The organism is Pseudomonas fungipugnans, from assembly GCF_029955235.1.
In the GTDB taxonomy this organism is placed as follows: Bacteria; Pseudomonadota; Gammaproteobacteria; order Pseudomonadales; family Pseudomonadaceae; genus Aquipseudomonas; species Aquipseudomonas fungipugnans.
In genome coordinates this window covers 1,414,860-1,432,248 of record NZ_JARBWL010000002.1, presented here as the reverse complement: position 1 = coordinate 1,432,248, position 17,389 = coordinate 1,414,860, and the positions used below count along the sequence as shown (strand labels likewise).

General features: G+C 60.6%; 14 protein-coding genes. 4 read left to right on the top strand and 10 right to left on the bottom strand.

Annotation, left to right across the window (positions count from 1 at the left end; genetic code table 11):
- Positions 1–15 precede the first annotated feature (15 nt).
- Entirely contained in the window at positions 16–327 is a 312-nt protein-coding gene (gene cutA / locus POF45_RS21305; protein WP_259499669.1) for a divalent cation tolerance protein CutA, read from the bottom strand.
- Between the two features lie 5 nt (positions 328–332).
- Positions 333–4,229, bottom strand: coding sequence for a phosphoribosylformylglycinamidine synthase (purL, locus tag POF45_RS21300; protein ID WP_259499667.1), 3,897 nt, complete (start codon positions 4,227–4,229; stop codon positions 333–335).
- A gap of 274 nt (positions 4,230–4,503) precedes the next feature.
- On the opposite strand from purL, the gene mltF reads away from it, so the two are divergent.
- Positions 4,504–5,964 carry a membrane-bound lytic murein transglycosylase MltF gene (mltF, locus tag POF45_RS21295; RefSeq protein ID WP_259499666.1) on the top strand — a complete coding sequence of 487 codons (1,461 nt, stop codon included), beginning with the start codon at positions 4,504–4,506 and terminating at the stop codon, positions 5,962–5,964.
- A 122-nt stretch (positions 5,965–6,086) separates the two neighbouring features.
- On the opposite strand, the gene pdxJ is transcribed toward mltF, so the two are convergent.
- The 8 genes from pdxJ to lptF all read right to left on the bottom strand — a co-directional run bounded on the left by pdxJ (position 6,087) and on the right by lptF (position 14,511).
- On the bottom strand, positions 6,087–6,833 hold the full coding sequence (pdxJ, locus tag POF45_RS21290) for a pyridoxine 5'-phosphate synthase (RefSeq protein ID WP_282316656.1): 747 nt from the start codon (positions 6,831–6,833) through the stop codon (positions 6,087–6,089).
- 47 nt (positions 6,834–6,880) lie between these two features.
- Entirely contained in the window at positions 6,881–7,570 is a 690-nt protein-coding gene (recO, locus tag POF45_RS21285; protein ID WP_259499662.1) for a DNA repair protein RecO, read from the bottom strand.
- Positions 7,571–7,738: 168 nt separating this feature from the next.
- A complete protein-coding gene (gene era, locus POF45_RS21280; protein WP_218436993.1) occupies positions 7,739–8,641 on the bottom strand; it encodes a GTPase Era in 903 nt (300 codons plus the stop codon).
- The gene (gene rnc / locus POF45_RS21275; RefSeq protein ID WP_259499659.1) at positions 8,634–9,323 is read right to left on the bottom strand and encodes a ribonuclease III; all 690 of its coding nucleotides are present in this window, start codon (positions 9,321–9,323) and stop codon (positions 8,634–8,636) included. The genes era and rnc overlap by 8 nt, the downstream gene beginning before the upstream one ends.
- A 184-nt stretch (positions 9,324–9,507) precedes the next feature.
- Positions 9,508–10,362, bottom strand: coding sequence for a signal peptidase I (lepB, locus tag POF45_RS21270; protein WP_282316655.1), 855 nt, complete (start codon positions 10,360–10,362; stop codon positions 9,508–9,510).
- A gap of 5 nt (positions 10,363–10,367) precedes the next feature.
- Positions 10,368–12,167 carry a translation elongation factor 4 gene (gene lepA / locus POF45_RS21265; RefSeq protein WP_259499655.1) on the bottom strand — a complete coding sequence of 600 codons (1,800 nt, stop codon included), beginning with the start codon at positions 12,165–12,167 and terminating at the stop codon, positions 10,368–10,370.
- Positions 12,168–12,338: 171 nt separating this feature from the next.
- Positions 12,339–13,400 carry an LPS export ABC transporter permease LptG gene (gene lptG, locus POF45_RS21260; protein ID WP_259499654.1) on the bottom strand — a complete coding sequence of 354 codons (1,062 nt, stop codon included), beginning with the start codon at positions 13,398–13,400 and terminating at the stop codon, positions 12,339–12,341.
- Positions 13,393–14,511 (bottom strand): LPS export ABC transporter permease LptF, encoded by a 1,119-nt coding sequence (lptF, locus tag POF45_RS21255; RefSeq protein ID WP_282316654.1) that lies wholly within the window; start codon positions 14,509–14,511, stop codon positions 13,393–13,395. The genes lptG and lptF overlap by 8 nt, the downstream gene beginning before the upstream one ends.
- 285 nt (positions 14,512–14,796) lie before the next feature.
- Here lptF and POF45_RS21250 point away from each other — a divergent pair, with 285 nt between their 5' ends.
- From POF45_RS21250 to POF45_RS21240, 3 genes are read left to right on the top strand one after another with little or no spacing between them, the layout of a single operon-like run.
- Positions 14,797–16,287, top strand: coding sequence for a leucyl aminopeptidase (locus tag POF45_RS21250; protein ID WP_259499650.1), 1,491 nt, complete (start codon positions 14,797–14,799; stop codon positions 16,285–16,287).
- A gap of 60 nt (positions 16,288–16,347) precedes the next feature.
- The gene (locus POF45_RS21245; protein ID WP_259499648.1) at positions 16,348–16,776 is read left to right on the top strand and encodes a DNA polymerase III subunit chi; all 429 of its coding nucleotides are present in this window, start codon (positions 16,348–16,350) and stop codon (positions 16,774–16,776) included.
- Positions 16,777–16,784: 8 nt separating this feature from the next.
- Entirely contained in the window at positions 16,785–17,174 is a 390-nt protein-coding gene (locus tag POF45_RS21240; protein ID WP_259499646.1) for a DNA polymerase III subunit chi, read from the top strand.
- Positions 17,175–17,389: the final 215 nt, after the last annotated feature.

Below are 17,389 nucleotides of genomic sequence, written 5' to 3'. Positions count from 1 at the left end.
ACAGCGGTTGGCGGATCAGAAATCCTCCAGCCGCCACACTTCATAAGCCGGCGTTTCATAGGGGTGGCTCTGCTTCAGCGCCGCCACTACCGCCCGAATCAACTCATCGCTGACCACAAGCTCGACTTTCCATTCCTCAACCTGCTCGACCTGACCCGCTTCGCCAATAAACGGCTGACTGCCGTCCAAAGGCCGAAACTGCCCCAGACCCAACACCTGCCAGGCGCAGTGGTCATAAGCGCCAATCCGGCCGCCACCGGCAGCGAATACAGCGCTTTTGACCACTTCGACATGACTGGCCGGAACAAAAAAACTGAGCTTATACACAGCTATCAGTTAACCCAGACGCGTGCATTACGGAACATACGCATCCACGGCGCGTCTTCGTTCCAGTCTTCCGAACGCCATGAGTTCTGCACGGCGCGGAACACACGCTCCGGGTGCGGCATCATGATCATCACGCGACCGTCGCGGCTGGTCAAACCGGTGATCCCGCGCGGCGAGCCGTTCGGGTTGGCCGGGTATTTCTCGGTGACCTTGCCGTGGTTATCAACGAAACGCATCGCCACGCAACCCGACAGATCGGCTTCCAGCAGCGCTTCTTCGCTTTCGAACTCGGCATAACCTTCGCCGTGAGCGATGGCGATCGGCATGCGCGAACCGGCCATGCCTTGCAGGAAGATCGAGTTCGACTCCTGGACCTGAACCATCGCCACACGGGCTTCAAACTGCTCGGAGCGGTTACGCACGAAGTGCGGCCAGAACTCGCTGCCCGGAATCAGCTCGTGCAGGTTGGACATCATCTGGCAACCGTTGCACACGCCGAGGGTGAAGCTGTCGGTGCGCTCGAAGAAGCCCTGGAACGCGTCGCGAGCGCGGCTGTTGAACAGCGCGGACTTGGCCCAGCCTTCGCCGGCACCCAGCACGTCACCGTAGGAGAAACCGCCGCAAGCGACCATCCCCTTGAAGTCGTTCAGGTCGACACGGCCGGCCAGAATGTCGCTCATGTGCACATCGATCGCGTTGAAACCGGCGCGGTCGAACGCTGCCGCCATTTCCACCTGACCGTTGACGCCCTGCTCACGCAGTACGGCAACCTGTGGGCGGATGTTTTTCTTGATGTAAGGCGCGGCGACGTCCTGGTTGACGTCGAAGCTCAGTTTGACACTCAGGCCAGGGTTGTCTTCTTCCAGCAGCACGTCGAACTCTTGCTCGGCGCAGTCGGCGTTGTCGCGCAGACGCTGGATCTGGTAGCTGGTTTCAGCCCACTGACGTTGCAGCAGACGACGCTGACCTTCGAACACGGTTTCGCCGTTGAAGGTGATGTTGATCTGGCCGTTGTTCATCGGCTGACCGATCACCGACACGCAGTCGCCCAGGCCGGCAGCGCTGAACTGCGCGAGGATGTCCGGGGTGGCGTCCTGGCGAACCTGGATCACCGCGCCCAGTTCTTCGTTGAACAGGATCGCGGCGATGTCGGCGGAGGTTTCTGCCAGGCCGTCGAGGTTCAGGCTCAGACCGCAGTGGCCGGCGAAGGCCATTTCCACCACGCTGGTCAGCAAACCACCGTCGGAACGGTCGTGGTAAGCCAGCAGGTGACCGTCGGCGTTGAGGCCCTGGATCACCGCGAAGAAGGCCTTGAGGTCTTCAGCGTCATCGACGTCCGGCGCTTGCGAGCCGAGCTTGCCATGCACCTGAGCGAGAATCGAGGCGCCCATGCGGTTCTGGCCACGCCCCAGGTCGATCAGGATCAGGTCCGTGGTGCCCTTGTTCATGCGCAGTTCCGGCGTCAGGGTCTGACGAATGTCAGCCACAGGCGCGAAACCGGTCACGATCAGCGACATCGGCGACGTCACGGTCTTGTCGACGCCTTCGTCGTTCCAGCGCGTGGCCATGGACATGGAGTCCTTGCCCACCGGAATGGTGATGCCCAGCTCAGGACACAGTTCCATGCCGACCGCTTTCACGGTGTCGTACAGACGCGCGTCTTCGCCCGGGTGACCGGCAGCCGACATCCAGTTCGCCGACAACTTGATGTCGGAGATCTTGTTGATGCGCGACGCACAGATGTTGGTCAGTGTTTCGCCGATGGCCATGCGGCCCGATGCCGGAGCATCCAGCAGAGCCAGCGGAGTACGCTCGCCCATGGCCATGGCTTCACCGGTGTAGACGTCGAAGCTGGTGGCGGTGACCGCAACGTCGGCCACCGGAACCTGCCACGGGCCGACCATCTGGTCACGGGCCACGAGGCCAGTGATGGTGCGGTCGCCGATGGTGATCAGGAAGCTCTTGCTTGCCACGGCCGGGTGATGCAGGACGCGTTCAACGCAGTTGGCAATGTCCAGGGTGGCGGGATCGAAATCGTCACCCAGTTCGCTTTCACGAACGGCCGAACGGTGCATGCGCGGGGCTTTGCCCAGCAGCACTTCGAGCGGCATGTCCACCGGGCTGTTGCCGAAGTGGCTGTCGGTGACGGTCAACTGCGGTTCGGCAGTGGCTTCGCCGACCACGGCAAACGGGCAACGCTCACGTTCGCAGATCGCCTGGAAGCGCTCGAAGTCAGCCGGACCGACTGCCAGAACGTAGCGTTCCTGGGATTCGTTACTCCAGATTTCGTGCGGGGCCATGCCCGGCTCGTCGTTTGGAATGTTGCGCAGTTCGAAACGACCGCCACGATTGCCGTCGTTGACCAGTTCCGGGAAGGCGTTGGACAGGCCACCCGCGCCGACGTCATGAATGAAGCTGATCGGGTTTTTGTCACCCAACTGCCAGCAACGGTCGATGACTTCCTGGCAACGGCGTTCCATCTCAGGGTTTTCACGCTGAACGGAAGCGAAATCCAGGTCTGCCGAGCTGGTGCCGGTGGCCATGGAGGAGGCAGCACCGCCGCCCAGGCCGATCAGCATCGCCGGGCCGCCGAGAACGATCAGCTTGGAGCCAACGGTGATTTCGGCTTTCTGTACGTGTTCGGCGCGGATGTTGCCCATACCGCCAGCCAGCATGATCGGCTTGTGGTAACCGCGAACTTCGTCGCCACGCGGGGTGGTGATCGACTGTTCGAAGGTACGGAAATAACCGGTCAGGGCCGGACGACCGAATTCGTTGTTGAACGCGGCGCCACCCAGTGGGCCTTCGATCATGATGTCCAGCGCGGTAACGATGCGCTCAGGCTTGCCATAGGGCACTTCCCAAGGTTGCTCGAAACCGGGAATCTGCAGGTTCGATACGGTGAAACCGGTCAGGCCGGCCTTTGGCTTGGCGCCACGACCGGTTGCACCTTCGTCGCGAATCTCGCCACCGCTACCAGTGGATGCGCCCGGGAACGGGGCAATCGCGGTCGGGTGGTTGTGGGTCTCGACTTTCATCAGAATGTGCACCGGTTCCTGCACCGCGCCGTACTGGCGGGTTTCAGGGTCCGGGAAGAAACGGCCGGCAACGTTGCCGACGATCACCGAAGCGTTGTCCTTGTAAGCCGACAGAACGCCTTCGCTGTGCATCACGTAGGTGTTCTTGATCATGCCGAACAGGCTTTTTTCCTGGCTCTGACCGTCGATGTCCCAACTGGCGTTGAAGATCTTGTGACGGCAGTGCTCGGAGTTCGCCTGGGCGAACATCATCAGTTCGATGTCGTGCGGGTTGCGTTTCAAGCCGACAAAGGCGTTGACCAGGTAGTCGATTTCGTCTTCGGCCAGGGCCAGGCCCAGCTCGGTGTTGGCTTTTTCCAGCGCGGCGCGGCCGCCACCCAGCACGTCGATTGCGGTCAGCGGCTTGGGCTCGGCGTGGCTGAACAGGCCGGCAGCCTGTTCGAGGTTGCCCAGCACGATCTGGGTCATGCGGTCGTGCAGCACATCGGCAATCAGTTGCGCTTGAGCGTCGCTGAACTGGCCGGCCACGTAGAACGCAATACCGCGCTCCAGACGCTGGATCTTGCTCAGGCCACAGTTGCGGGCGATGTCGCTCGCTTTACTGGACCACGGCGAGATGGTGCCGAAACGTGGCAGTACCAGGAACAGACGGCCGGTCGGCTCTTGTACCGGAACACTTGGACCGTACTTCAGAAGGCGCGCAAGCACCTGCTGTTCGTCGCTGGTCAGGACGCCGGCAACTTCGGCGAAGTGAGCGAATTCAGCATACAAGCCACTGACAGCCGATACTTTCTGGCTCAGTTGCTCAAGGAGTTTGCTGTGGCGAAAGGCAGAAAGGGCAGGAGCGCCGCGCAGGATCAACATCTTCGGGACAGCCTCGGGAAGGGGTGTGCTTTGAGGCCGTGCATTCTAGCCTAAACCGCCCGCAACAGCACCCGAAACGGTATGGGCGGGTACACCCGGACGTCGGGCCGGCCATTCGAAGCGTAAACAGATGTCATTCAGACGTTATTTTTTCTGTCACAAAATGCTATCCGAGCCCATTCCTGCGGGCTCCACGGCGGTTTTTCACTCCCTAGCAGACAAGCCCTCCGCTGTCGAGATATGGCGCTCGTGGTCCTTTGCGTATACTGCGCAGATGTTTTCCCCAACGGCTTTGCGTCCGCGGTACGCCAAATGGCTGATCGCTACCGGACTCTTCCTGATGCTCACTGGCTGTGTTGATAAACCCAACACGCTGGAGCGCGTAAAGGAGGATGGCGTGCTGCGGGTGATTACCCGTAACAGCCCCGCCACCTACTTTCAGGATCGCAACGGTGAAACCGGCTTCGAGTACGAGCTGGTGAAGCGTTTCGCCGAAGATCTGGGGGTCGAGCTCAAGATCGAAACCGCTGACAACCTCGACGATCTGTTCAATCAGGTGGGCAAGCCCAACGGCCCGGTGCTGGCTGCTGCCGGTCTGGTCAGCAGCGAGAAACGCAAACAGCAGGTACGGTTTTCCCACTCTTATCTGGAAGTCACCCCGCAAGTCATCTACCGCAACGGCCAATCGCGGCCGACCGACGCGGCAGACCTGGTGGGCAAGAAGATCATGGTGCTCAAGGGCAGCACCCACGCCGAGCAACTGGCGCAGCTGAAACTGAAATATCCCGGCATCGAATACGAAGAGTCCGACGCGGTTGAGGTCGTCGACCTGCTGCGCATGGTGGATGAAGGGCAGATCGACCTGACCCTGGTCGACTCCAATGAAGTGGCGATGAACCAGGTCTATTTCCCCAACATCCAGGTCGCCTTCGACCTCGGTGATGCCAGCGAACAGAGCTGGGCCGTAGCGGCCGGTGACGACAACAGCCTGCTCAACGAGATCAATGCCTACCTCGACAAGGTACAGAAGAACGGTACCCTGCAACGGCTGAAAGACCGCTACTACGGCCACGTCGATGTCCTCGGCTACATGGGTGCCACCACCTTCGCCCAGCACTTGCAGCAGCGGCTGCCCAAGTACGAACAGCACTTCAAGGCGTATGCCAAGAAAGAAAAAGTCGATTGGCGCCTGTTGGCGGCCATCGGTTATCAGGAATCGTTATGGCAAGCGGCGGTCACCTCCAAGACCGGCGTACGCGGCCTGATGATGCTGACCCAGAACACCGCGCAGGCGATGGGCGTGTCCAACCGCCTCGATCCCAAGCAGAGCATCATGGGCGGCGCCAAGTACCTGGCTTATATGAAGGACCAGCTGGACGATTCGATTCAGGAGCCGGACCGCACCTGGTTTGCCCTGGCGGCCTACAACGTTGGCAGTGGCCACCTGGATGACGCGCGCAAGCTGACGGCCAAGGAAGGGCTGAACCCGAACCGGTGGCTGGACGTGAAGAAGATCCTGCCGCGCCTGTCGGAGAAAAAGTGGTACAGCAAGACCCGTTACGGCTACGCCCGTGGCGGCGAGCCGGTGCACTTCGTGGCGAACATCCGGCGCTACTACGACATCCTGACCTGGGTCACGCAGCCGCAGTTGGAGGGCGACCAGGTGGCCGAGGGCAACCTTCATGTGCCGGGCATCGACAAGAGCAAGCCGAATCAGGAAACCCCGCCGCTTTAACGGGCGACGCACAATCAAATGTGGGAGCGGGCTTGCTCGCGAAAGCGGTGTGTCAGGCAGCATTGCTGTCGACTGACACTGCCTCTTCGCGAGCAAGCCCGCTCCCACATTTTGGTTTTGGCTTAGGCTTTTGCGGCGGCTGCCAGAATCAGCGCCTTCATTTCAGAAACAGCCGACTTGAACCCGACAAACAATGCATGTGCCACCAGCGCATGGCCGATGTTCAATTCGTTGATACCCTTGATCGCCGCGACCGCTTCGACGTTGTGGTAGTGCAGGCCGTGACCGGCATTGACGATCAAGCCCTGGGTCAGACCGAACGCCACACCGTCCGCCACACGCTTGAGCTCTTCAGCCACTTCGGTCGGCGTCTGCGCATCGGCGTAACGACCGGTGTGCAGCTCGATGGCCGGTGCGCCCACACGACGGGACGCTTCGATCTGGCGCTCATCCGCATCGATGAACAGCGACACTTCGCAGCCGATTTTCGACAGGCGATCCACAGCGGCCTTGATCCGCGCTTCCTGCCCTGCCACGTCCAGCCCGCCTTCGGTAGTCAGCTCCTGACGGGTTTCCGGCACCAGGCAAATATGCGCCGGGCGGATGCGTTCGGCGAACGCCATCATTTCTTCGGTGATGCCCATTTCGAAGTTCATGCGGGTTTGCAGCACGTCCTTGAGCAGCAGCACGTCGCGCTCCTGGATGTGCCGACGGTCTTCGCGCAGGTGCACGGTGATGCCGTCAGCGCCCGCCTCTTCCGCGTCCAGTGCGGCCTTGACCGGGTCCGGGTAACGCGTGCCCCGGGCCTGACGCAGGGTGGCAACGTGGTCGATGTTCACGCCAAGAAGAATGCGGGTGCTGGTGGTCACGGAAGCGCTCCTGAATAAGGGGAAATTCGGTGCACAGCATACGTTGATCAGGGTTTGCGAAACAGCTCGCGACTGACAAGAGGGCGGCCGCCCAAATGAACAGCCAGTGCCTGGCGCATCAGACGCTTGGCGGCTGACAGCGCGCCTGGGGCTGACCAGTCGGCATCGGCCATGGCCAGTAGCTCGGTGCCGTTGAACAGGCCGGGTTGCAACAGATAGACCCGTTCCAGGCCGGCATCCACTTGCAACCGGTAGAGACCGTCCGGCGCGACAGGCTCGCCATGGATGTCGGTGTTCAGCGCAAAACCGTAACCGAGATCATCCAGCAGACGCCATTCGAAAGAGCGCAGCAACGGCTCCAGCGGACGGCCTTCGGCGAGCGCGAGCAAGGTGGCGGCGTAGTGATCGAAGACAGCCGGATGCGGGTCTTCGGAGGGCAACAGACGAATCAGCAACTCATTGAGATAAAGGCCACTGAACAGCGCCTCACCGTTGAGCCAGGTCGAGACGCCGGCGCTCTCCATACGTCCGACATTCTTCAGCTCGCCCCTGCCGCGAAACTCCACTTCCAGCGGCACAAACGGGCGCGCCAACGTCCCGGCCTTGCCCCGCGCACTGCGCAACACCGCCCGCAGCCGACCTTGCGGCGTGAGGAAGTCCACCAGCGCGCTGGTTTCGCGGTAGGCGCGGCTGTGGAGGACGAAGGCGGGTTGGCCGGGAGGTGGGGTTTGGGACATGGAGTTCTCAGTGCACAGGCGCAGTTTTTACAAACAACCCAAAACCAAATGTGGGAGCGAGCCTGCTCGCGAATACGGTGTGACAGTCAACATCAATGCTGAATGTTACATCCTCTTCGCGAGCAGGCTCGCTCCCACAAGGGTTCAACGGTGTAGCGCGGACCGGTATTACAAGTCGCCATAACCCAGCGAACGCAATGCGCGTTCGTCGTCGGACCAGCCGCCTTTCACTTTCACCCAGAGGTTGAGCATGATCTTGGAGTCGAACAGCAGCTCCATGTCCTTGCGCGCTTCGGTGCCGATGCGTTTGATGCGCTCGCCCTTGTCGCCAATGATGATCTTCTTCTGGCCGTCACGCTCAACGAGGATCAAGGCATGGATGTGCAGGGTTTTGCCCTGCTGCTTGAACTCTTCGATTTCGACGGTGATCTGGTACGGCAGCTCGGCGCCCATCTGGCGCATGATTTTCTCGCGTACCAGTTCGGCGGCGAGGAAGCGGCTGCTGCGGTCGGTGATCTGGTCTTCCGGGAAGAAGTGATCGTTTTCCGGCAGGTAACCGGCGATCACCCGCTCCAGCGCTTCGAGGTTGTGCCCGTGCTGGGCCGAGATCGGCATGATCTGCGCGTTCGGCAACTGCTCCTGCAACCAGCTCAGGTGCGGCATCAGCTCGGCTTTGTCTTCGATGCGATCGGTCTTGTTCAGCGCCACGATCAGCGGGCCGGTGACATACTGGACGCGCTCGAGGACCATCTGGTCTTCGTCGGTCCACTTGGTACGATCAACCACGAAGATCACCACGTCGACGTCTTTCAACGCTGCCGAAGCGGTCTTGTTCATGTAGCGGTTCAGGGCCTTTTCGCCGCCCTTGTGCATGCCCGGGGTGTCGACGTAGATCGCCTGGACGTCGCCTTCGGTCTTGATGCCCAGCATGTTGTGGCGGGTGGTTTGCGGCTTGCGCGAAGTGATCGCCAGCTTCTGACCCAGGATGTGGTTCAGCAGCGTGGACTTGCCCACGTTGGGACGGCCGACGATGGCAACATAGCCACAGCGTGTTGCGGTTGAATCAGTCATTGCCATTCTCCACACCCAGGGCAATCAGTGCTGCGGCGGCCGCTACCTGTTCGGCAATACGACGACTCACACCCTGACCTCGGCTTTTTTCATTCAGTAAGGTGATTTCGCATTCGACGAAGAAAACTCGGCAATGTGGCTCACCCTGGATATCCACCACTTCGTAACGCGGCAGTTCGCAACCACGCGACTGCAGGAATTCCTGCAAGCGGGTTTTTGGATCTTTGTTGGTGTCGACCAGCGTCAGCCCTTCGAACTCCCCGGTCAGCCAGGCCAGCACGCGCTCGCGTGCCATGTCCATGCCGGCGTCCAGGTAGATCGCGCCGATCAGCGCTTCGAGGGCATCGGCCAGGATCGACTCGCGCCGGAAACCGCCGCTTTTCAATTCGCCGGAGCCCAGGCGCAGGTATTCACCCAGGTCGAAACCACGGGCCAGTACGGCCAGGGTCTCACCTTTCACCAGGCGTGCGCGCAAACGCGACAGCTGGCCTTCGCGGGCCAGCGGGAAGCGGTCGAACAATGCCTCGCCGGCGACGAAGTTGAGGATGGCGTCACCGAGGAATTCCAGGCGTTCGTTGTTGCGCCCGGCAAAACTGCGGTGAGTCAGGGCCAGAACCATCAGCTCCTGGTCCTTGAAGGTGTAGCCGAGCTGACGCTCTAGACGGCTTAAGGAGACGCTCACGGTTTACCCACGCTGAGTTCGTGGCTGGATACCACTGCCAGGGCCATGGTATGGCGCAGGCTTGGGACAATTAACGCTGTGTTCAAAAATAACGTCCTGAATATCATTGTTTTCATGCTTCTGGCGTCAATTATGTCGACGCCAGAAATGCATTCGGCGCTGTGTTCAACAGCGCCGTGTGTGATTACTTGATCAGGCCAACCCGCGAGAAGTTCGGCAGGTGACTGAGTTTGGGTTCCGGCCAGCTCATCCAGACCGCGAAGGCCTTGCCGACGATATTCTGGTCGGGAACCATGCCCAGCAGATCCTTGGGAATGTTTGGATCATCCCAGTAGCGACTGTCGTTCGAGTTGTCGCGGTTGTCGCCCATCATGAAGTAGTGCCCGGCCGGCACAGTCCAGGAACGGTCCGGCGTGGCGCGGTAGCGGTTCATCTCCTTGCGGATCAGATGCTCTGCTTCGCCGAGCTTTTCCTTGTACAGCTCAGCGCTGCCCAACGTGCCTGGCTCGGAGCCAACCAGTTGTTCGGCAATCGACTCGCCGTTGACGAACAGACGCTTGTCGGCGGTGTAGCGAATCTGGTCACCCGGCAAGCCCACTACACGCTTGATGTAGTTGACGTTCGGATCGCTTGGGTAGCGGAACACCATCACGTCGCCGCGCTGCGGATCACCGACTTCGATGACTTTCTTGTCGATCACCGGCAGGCGGATCCCGTAAGAGAACTTGTTCACCAGAATGAAGTCGCCAACGTCCAGGGTCGGTTTCATCGAGCCGGACGGAATCTGGAACGGTTCCACCAGGAACGAACGCAGCACCAGCACGATGAACAACACCGGAAAGAACGACTTGCCGTATTCAACCAGCAGCGGCTCTTTGTTCAGTTTCTCGACCACCACCACATCGGGCTGGCTGACGCTGCCCTGATAGGAGGCAATGGCAGCGCGACGACGCGGTGCCAGAATCAGCAGATCGAGCAACGCCAACAGGCCGCAGACGAACACGGCGATGACCAGCAACAGCGGGAAATTTAGTGACATAGGACCTAACTATCCAACCTGAGCACTGCAAGGAAGGCTTCTTGTGGAATTTCCACGTTGCCGACTTGCTTCATGCGTTTTTTACCGGCCTTCTGCTTTTCCAACAGCTTGCGCTTACGGCTAACGTCGCCACCGTAGCATTTGGCCAATACGTTCTTTCTGAGAGCCTTGACGGAGGTCCGTGCAATGATCTGCCCGCCGATGGCGGCCTGGATCGCGACGTCGAACATCTGGCGCGGAATCAGTTCTTTCATCTTTTCGGTCAACTGGCGACCTTTGTAGTGCGCATTGTCACGGTGCACGATCAGCGCCAGGGCGTCGACCTTGTCACCGTTGATCAGCACGTCCAGTTTCACCAGACTAGCCGATTGGTAACGATCAAAGTGGTAATCCAGCGAAGCATAGCCGCGACTGGTGGATTTCAGACGGTCGAAGAAGTCCAGGACCACTTCGTTCATCGGAAGATCGTAGGTCACCTGGACCTGGGAACCGAGGAACAGCATGTCGTGCTGCACGCCACGCTTTTCGATACACAGGGTAATGACGTTGCCCAGGTGTTCTTGCGGCACAAGAATATTGGCCCGCACGATCGGTTCACGCATGTCTTCGATCGAGGACACGTCCGGAAGCTTGGACGGGTTGTCGACGTAAATCGTTTCACCGGTTTTCAGCAACAGCTCGAAAATAACCGTTGGCGCCGTGGTGATCAGGTCCAGGTCGTACTCGCGCTCCAGGCGCTCCTGGATGATTTCCATGTGCAGCATGCCGAGGAAGCCGCAGCGGAAGCCGAAGCCCAGCGCGTCGGAGCTTTCCGGGGTGTACTGCAGGGACGAGTCGTTGAGCGTGAGCTTTTGCAGCGCTTCACGGAAGTCTTCGAAGTCGTCGGAGCTGACCGGGAACAGACCGGCATAAACCTGCGGCTGGATGCGCTTGAAGCCGGGCAGCACGTCAACGTCGGGCGTGGAGCTCAGGGTCAGGGTGTCACCGACCGGCGCACCGTGAATGTCCTTGATACCGGCAATGATGAAGCCCACTTCGCCGGCCTTCAGGTCAACGGTGGCGGTGTGTTTCGGGTTGAAGACACCGACGCTGTCCACCAGGTGGATCTTGCCGGTGGACTTGACCAGAATCTTGTCGCCCTTCTTCACGCGACCGTGGCGCACGCGTACCAGGGAAACAACGCCCAGGTAGTTGTCGAACCAGGAGTCGATGATCAACGCTTGCAGCGGATCTTCGATGTTGCCGGTCGGCGCGGGAATGGTCTTGACCAGACGCTCAAGCACTTCGTCGACGCCCAGACCGGTCTTGGCACTGCACTCGACCGCGTCGGTGGCATCGATACCGATGATTTTTTCGATTTCTTCTTTTACGCGGTCCGGATCGGCCTGTGGCAGGTCGATCTTGTTCAGAACCGGCATGACCTCAAGGCCCTGCTCGATGGCCGTATAGCAGTTGGCTACGGACTGCGCTTCCACGCCCTGGCCGGCATCGACCACCAGCAACGCACCTTCACAAGCCGCCAGCGACCGGCTGACTTCATAGGTGAAGTCAACGTGGCCCGGGGTGTCAATGAAGTTCAGCTGATACTTGATGCCGTCTTTGGCGGTGTAATACAAGGTAACGCTGTGGGCCTTGATGGTGATCCCGCGTTCGCGCTCCAGGTCCATGGAGTCCAGTACCTGGGCCTCCATTTCGCGCTCGGCAAGGCCGCCGCACATCTGGATGAACCGGTCGGCCAGCGTCGACTTGCCATGGTCAATGTGGGCGATGATGGAGAAATTGCGGATATGACTCAAATCACTCACGGATCAACACTCAAAAAGGCTGCAGGCATAGCCCGCCGAAAAATAGCCGGGAATTGTACCTGATCCACGACGCAAGCGTCACGTTCGCAGGTCAGACGGCACCTGTAAAAACGCCCCGGTCTTGCGACCAGGGCGTTTTTTTTTGCGGGAACGATCAGCAAGCCCCCGGAATCAACCGGCCCGACGCAACAGCCAGACCCCGGCCAAGGCACAGACACTGGCCGGCACCAGCACCGCGAACAGCGGCGAGAAACCGAACACCAGGCTCGAAGGGCCGAGCAAATCCTGAACAATGCGGAAGGTGAAGCCCACCAGTACACCCGTAAATACTCGCTGACCCAACGTCACCGAACGCAACGGCCCGAAGATGAAGGAAATCGCCATCAGTACCAGTGCGGCCGTCACCAGTGGTTGCAACACCTTGACCCAAAAAGCCAGCCAGTAACGACCGTTGTTCAGGCCCTGATCCGCCAGGTAATGGATATAGCCCCACAGGCCGCTGATCGACAGTGTCTCAGGGGTCATCACCACGGTATTGAGCAGTTCCGGGCTCAAGGCCACGTCCCAACGCTCGTCCGGGGTGGTCACCACTTCGGTGCTGCGCGCATGGAACAGCGTGGTGGTGACGTCGGTCAGCTGCCAGTGATCCTTGTCGAACTGCGCACGCTTGGCGAAGCTCGACGACAGCATGTGCCGCTCCTTGTCGAAGCGATAGCGGGTCACACCATAGAGCACACCGTTAGGCTGCACCGAGTTGATGTGGATGAACTCGTCACCCTGACGGTGCCACAGACCGTGCTTGGCACTTTGTGCGTCGCCGCTACCCTGAGCCAGGGAGCGATTGGCCTGGGCGATGTTCTCGGTGGCCGGAGCCACGTACTCGCCGATCAACACGCCGGCCAGCATCAGCACCAGCATCGGCTTCATCACCGCCCAGACGATCCGACCAATGGACACGCCAGCGGCGCGCATGATGGTCAGTTCACTGTTGCTGGCCAGGCTGCCGAGACCGATCAGGCAACCGATCAGCGCCGCCATCGGTAGCATGTCGTAGAGACGGCGCGGTGCCGTCAGCACGACGTAGCTCAGAATGTCCATGAGGGTGTAGGTGTCGCTGGCGTCACCCATCTCGTCGATGAAGGCGAACAACGTAGCCAGACCGAGAATGATCCCCAGTACCGCCAGGATCGCCATGAATACACTGCTGCCAATATAGCGATCGAGCTTAACCACGGGCCACCTCCCGCACACTGCGGCGACTCGCCATCTTCAAGCGCATGGGCTCCCAGTAAAGTAATCCGAGACCGATCACCAGGAAGATCAGGTGCACCCACCACAGGCCGAGGGACGGCGGCAGCTTGCCCTTTTCGAGCGCGCCGCGAGCGGCGATCAGGATGGTCAGGTAAGCCATATAAAGCAGAATGGCCGGCAGCAACTTGAGGAAACGGCCCTGACGCGGATTGACCCGCGACAACGGCACGGCCATCAGGGTCACGATGAACACCAGCAACGGCAACGACAGGCGCCATTCCAGCTCGGCGCGGTAACGAATGTCATCGCTGCTCAGCAACGCTTGAGTGGTCAGTGCATCCCGATCGGTGACTTCGTCGCTCACGTCCGGCTTGGCCAGCAATACACCGTACTCGTCGTACTTGATCGAACGGTAGTCGGCTTGCCCCGGCTGGCCGTCATAACGATAACCATTCTCGAGGATCAGGTAGCGGTTGCCGTCAGGGCGAATTTCCTGACGGCCCTTCTCGGCCACCAACACGGAAATGCCGCGATCTTTCTGCTCGGTAGAAATGTTCTTTTGCGAGATGAACACACCGGCCAGATTGACCCGGTCAGCCGACAGCTGTTCGGTGTAAGTCACCCGGGTCTCGTCGCGCAGGGCCTGGAAACGGCCTGGCTCCAGTGTGTCGAACTCGGTCAGGGCGTCCTGTTTGTTCAGCAGCAACTGGAACTGATTGGCCCCTTGCGGCGCCAGGCTCAGGCTCAGCCACGCAACGAGCAGCGCCACCAGGGTCGCCGGGAACAGCGTCATGCCCAGCAGGCGTTGCTGGCTCATGCCAGTGGCCGAGAGCACGGTCATTTCGCTTTCGAGGTACAACCGACCGTAGGCCAGCAGGATCCCGAGAAACAGGCCCAGCGGCAGGATCAGTTGCAGGAAGCCCGGCAGGCGAAAGCCCATGATCAGGAACAGCGAGCTCGGGTCCAGTTGGCCCGAAGCCGCCTGGGCGAGGTATTTGATGAAGCGACCGCTCATGATGATGACCAGCAGCACGGCGCTGACGGCGCTCAAGGTCAACAGGACTTCGCGGGACAGATAACGGAAGACGATCAAACCAGACACTCCAGGGTTGTCAGGCTAAGGCGGCCAAACAAGCAAACGTATCAGACGGCCCCACAGGACAGAGCCGCCGAAAAAGATGGCGCATTATCCTGTGATTGGGGTCGCCTGTCACTGCGCATGCTCAAGCAGGTGATCCGAGGGTTGTCAGGCGCGGGGAGCGAGGTTCAAACTGCGGCCCTTGTCGCTGGCTTTGGCCTGCGCCTTTCTCTCTATAAGCAAGCGTGTGCGCCTGCCGTCAAACGCCTGCGTGTTGACCATTAATTCAGGGACCCCGACATGGAACTGGTTGTAAAAAGCGTTAGCCCGGAAACGTTGAAAACCGCCACTCTGGTGGTCGCCGTCGGCGAAGGCCGCAAGCTCGGCGCCGCCGCCCGACAAATCGACGAACTGAGCGGTGGCGCCATCAGCGCCGTACTCAAGCGTGGCGATCTGGCCGGCAAGGTCGGCCAAAGCCTGTTACTGCACAGCCTGCCGAACCTCAAGGCCGAGCGCGTGCTGCTGGTGGGCGTGGGCAAGGATGAAGAACTGGGCGACCGCCCGTTCCGTAAAATCATTGCCGGCGTACTCAACACCCTTAAAGGTCTGGGCGGCAGCGATGCCGTGCTGGCGCTGGACGAAATCATCGTCAAAGGTCGCGACAGCTACGGCAAGACCCGCCTGCTGGCCGAAACCCTGGTGGACGGCGAATACACCTTCGACCAGTTCAAGAGCCAGAAAGCCGAGCCGCGCGCCCTGAAGAAAGTCACCCTGGTGACCATCAAGGCCGCCCAGGCCGAAGTGCAGCGCGCCGTGAACCACGCCACCGCGATTGCCAACGGCATGGCCTTCACCCGCAACCTGGGCAACCTGCCGCCGAACATCTGCCACCCGACGTTCCTGGGCGAGCAAGCCAAGGACCTGGGCAAAGAGTTCAAGGACCTGAAGGTCGAAGTCCTCGACGAGAAGAAAATCAAGTCGCTGGGCATGGGCTCGTTCTATGCCGTGGGCCAGGGCAGCGCCCAGCCACCGCGCCTGATCGTCATGCAATACAACGGCGGCAAGAAATCCGAGAAGCCGTACGCGCTGGTCGGCAAGGGCATCACCTTTGACACCGGTGGCATCAGCCTCAAGCCGGGCGCCGGCATGGACGAAATGAAGTACGACATGGGCGGCGCTGCCAGCGTGTTCGGCACCCTGCGTGCCGTGCTTGAACTGAAGCTGCCGATCAACCTGGTGTGCATCCTGGCTTGCGCCGAGAACATGCCGAGCGGCAACGCTTCGCGTCCTGGCGACATCGTCACCACCATGAGCGGCCAGACCGTCGAAATCCTCAACACCGACGCCGAAGGCCGCCTGGTGCTGTGCGATGCCCTGACCTACTCCGAGCGTTTCAAGCCACAGGCCGTGATCGACATCGCGACCCTGACCGGCGCCTGCGTGGTGGCACTGGGTGCTCACACCTCCGGCCTGCTGGGCAACAACGACGAGCTGATCGGCCAACTGCTGAGCGCTGGCCAGACTGCCGACGACCGCGCCTGGCAGCTGCCGCTGTTCGATGAGTACCAAGAACAGCTGGACAGCCCGTTCGCCGACATCGCCAACATTGGCGGGCCGAAAGCCGGCACCATCACCGCTGCCTGCTTCCTGTCGCGCTTCACCAAGAACCTCAACTGGGCGCACCTGGACATCGCCGGCACGGCCTGGACCAGCGGCGGCAAGGACAAGGGCGCCACTGGCCGTCCGGTTCCCCTGCTGACCCAGTACCTGCTGGACCGCGCCAAAGCCTGAAACCGATGACCCTGGGCGGCGCTGCTTTCGGGCACCGCCGTCCATGGCCCAGGAACCGCAATGACCAAAGTCGACTTCTATATCCTGCCCAGTGCCGATCCTTCGGCGCGGCTGGATTTTGCCTGCAAGCTCACCGAAAAAGCCTGGCGCATGGGTCACCGCATCTACCTGCATTGCAGCGATGCCGCCCAGCGTGACGACCTCGATGCACGTCTCTGGGCGTTCAAGGGTGAGAGTTTCGTACCCCACGGCCCCGCTGAGAGCGAGCCGGACGGTCTGATTGTGCTGGGCCTTGGCAATGACTGCGGTCAGCATCAGGATCTGCTGGTCAACCTGGACCTGAAAGTACCGGCCTTCGCCAACAAATTCGCCCGTGTGGCGGAAGTGGTGGTGGAAGATCCGGCGATCCGTACGGCTGCCCGGGAGAGTTTCCGTTTCTATCGCGAACAGGGCTATCCTCTGCAAGACCACCGTTTACAGCGACTCTGAGCATTCCGATGGACACTCCAAAACCGCAGCAAAAGTCCGCGCACCTGCTGGACGACCTTGAGTCGATCCGCAAATTGCTCGGTGATGACAACCTGCAACCGCCGCTGCTGACCGACACGGTTCACGACGGTGATCAGGAACAGATTCCGATGCTGTTCGAGGCTGCCGGCAATACGCCACCCGCCGTCGAGCCGCCAGCACCACCCGCCCCTGCGGTCCAACCGGCAGCTGCCGCGAGCAAAGGCCCCGACGCCCTGCTGCACCTGGACAGCGAACTGCGCGCCGCCGCGCAATTGATCATGCAGGACGTGATCGACGACTTCGCCCCGCACATTGAAACCGAGATCAAGCGCCGCCTGGATGCGCGGATGGAACGGCTTCTCAGCCAGTACGAATAACCCCCATCCCCTGTGGGAGCGAGCTTGCTCGCGATAGCGGTTTAACATTCAGCAAAGATGTTGAATGTAATGCCCTCATCGCGAGCAAGCTCGCTCCCACATTTGATTTGCATCGTTATTGACCATACGTGCTGTCCGCCCCTGCTCGCCCTCGGCCCCATGCCCCGCTATACTTGCCGGCTTTTCCTGAATAAATGCCAATAGGGTCCCGCCGC

What these genes read in the sequence shown, in the direction of transcription:
- purL (WP_259499667.1), bottom strand. Translation starts at nt 4,229, where the DNA reads ATGTTGATCCTGCGCGGCGCTCCTGCCCTTTCTGCCTTTCGCCACAGC.
- mltF (WP_259499666.1), top strand. Translation starts at nt 4,504, where the DNA reads ATGTTTTCCCCAACGGCTTTGCGTCCGCGGTACGCCAAATGGCTGATC.
- recO (WP_259499662.1), bottom strand. Translation starts at nt 7,570, where the DNA reads ATGTCCCAAACCCCACCTCCCGGCCAACCCGCCTTCGTCCTCCACAGC.
- era (WP_218436993.1), bottom strand. Translation starts at nt 8,641, where the DNA reads ATGACTGATTCAACCGCAACACGCTGTGGCTATGTTGCCATCGTCGGC.
- lepB (WP_282316655.1), bottom strand. Translation starts at nt 10,362, where the DNA reads ATGTCACTAAATTTCCCGCTGTTGCTGGTCATCGCCGTGTTCGTCTGC.
- POF45_RS21250 (WP_259499650.1), top strand. Translation starts at nt 14,797, where the DNA reads ATGGAACTGGTTGTAAAAAGCGTTAGCCCGGAAACGTTGAAAACCGCC.
- POF45_RS21245 (WP_259499648.1), top strand. Translation starts at nt 16,348, where the DNA reads ATGACCAAAGTCGACTTCTATATCCTGCCCAGTGCCGATCCTTCGGCG.
- POF45_RS21240 (WP_259499646.1), top strand. Translation starts at nt 16,785, where the DNA reads ATGGACACTCCAAAACCGCAGCAAAAGTCCGCGCACCTGCTGGACGAC.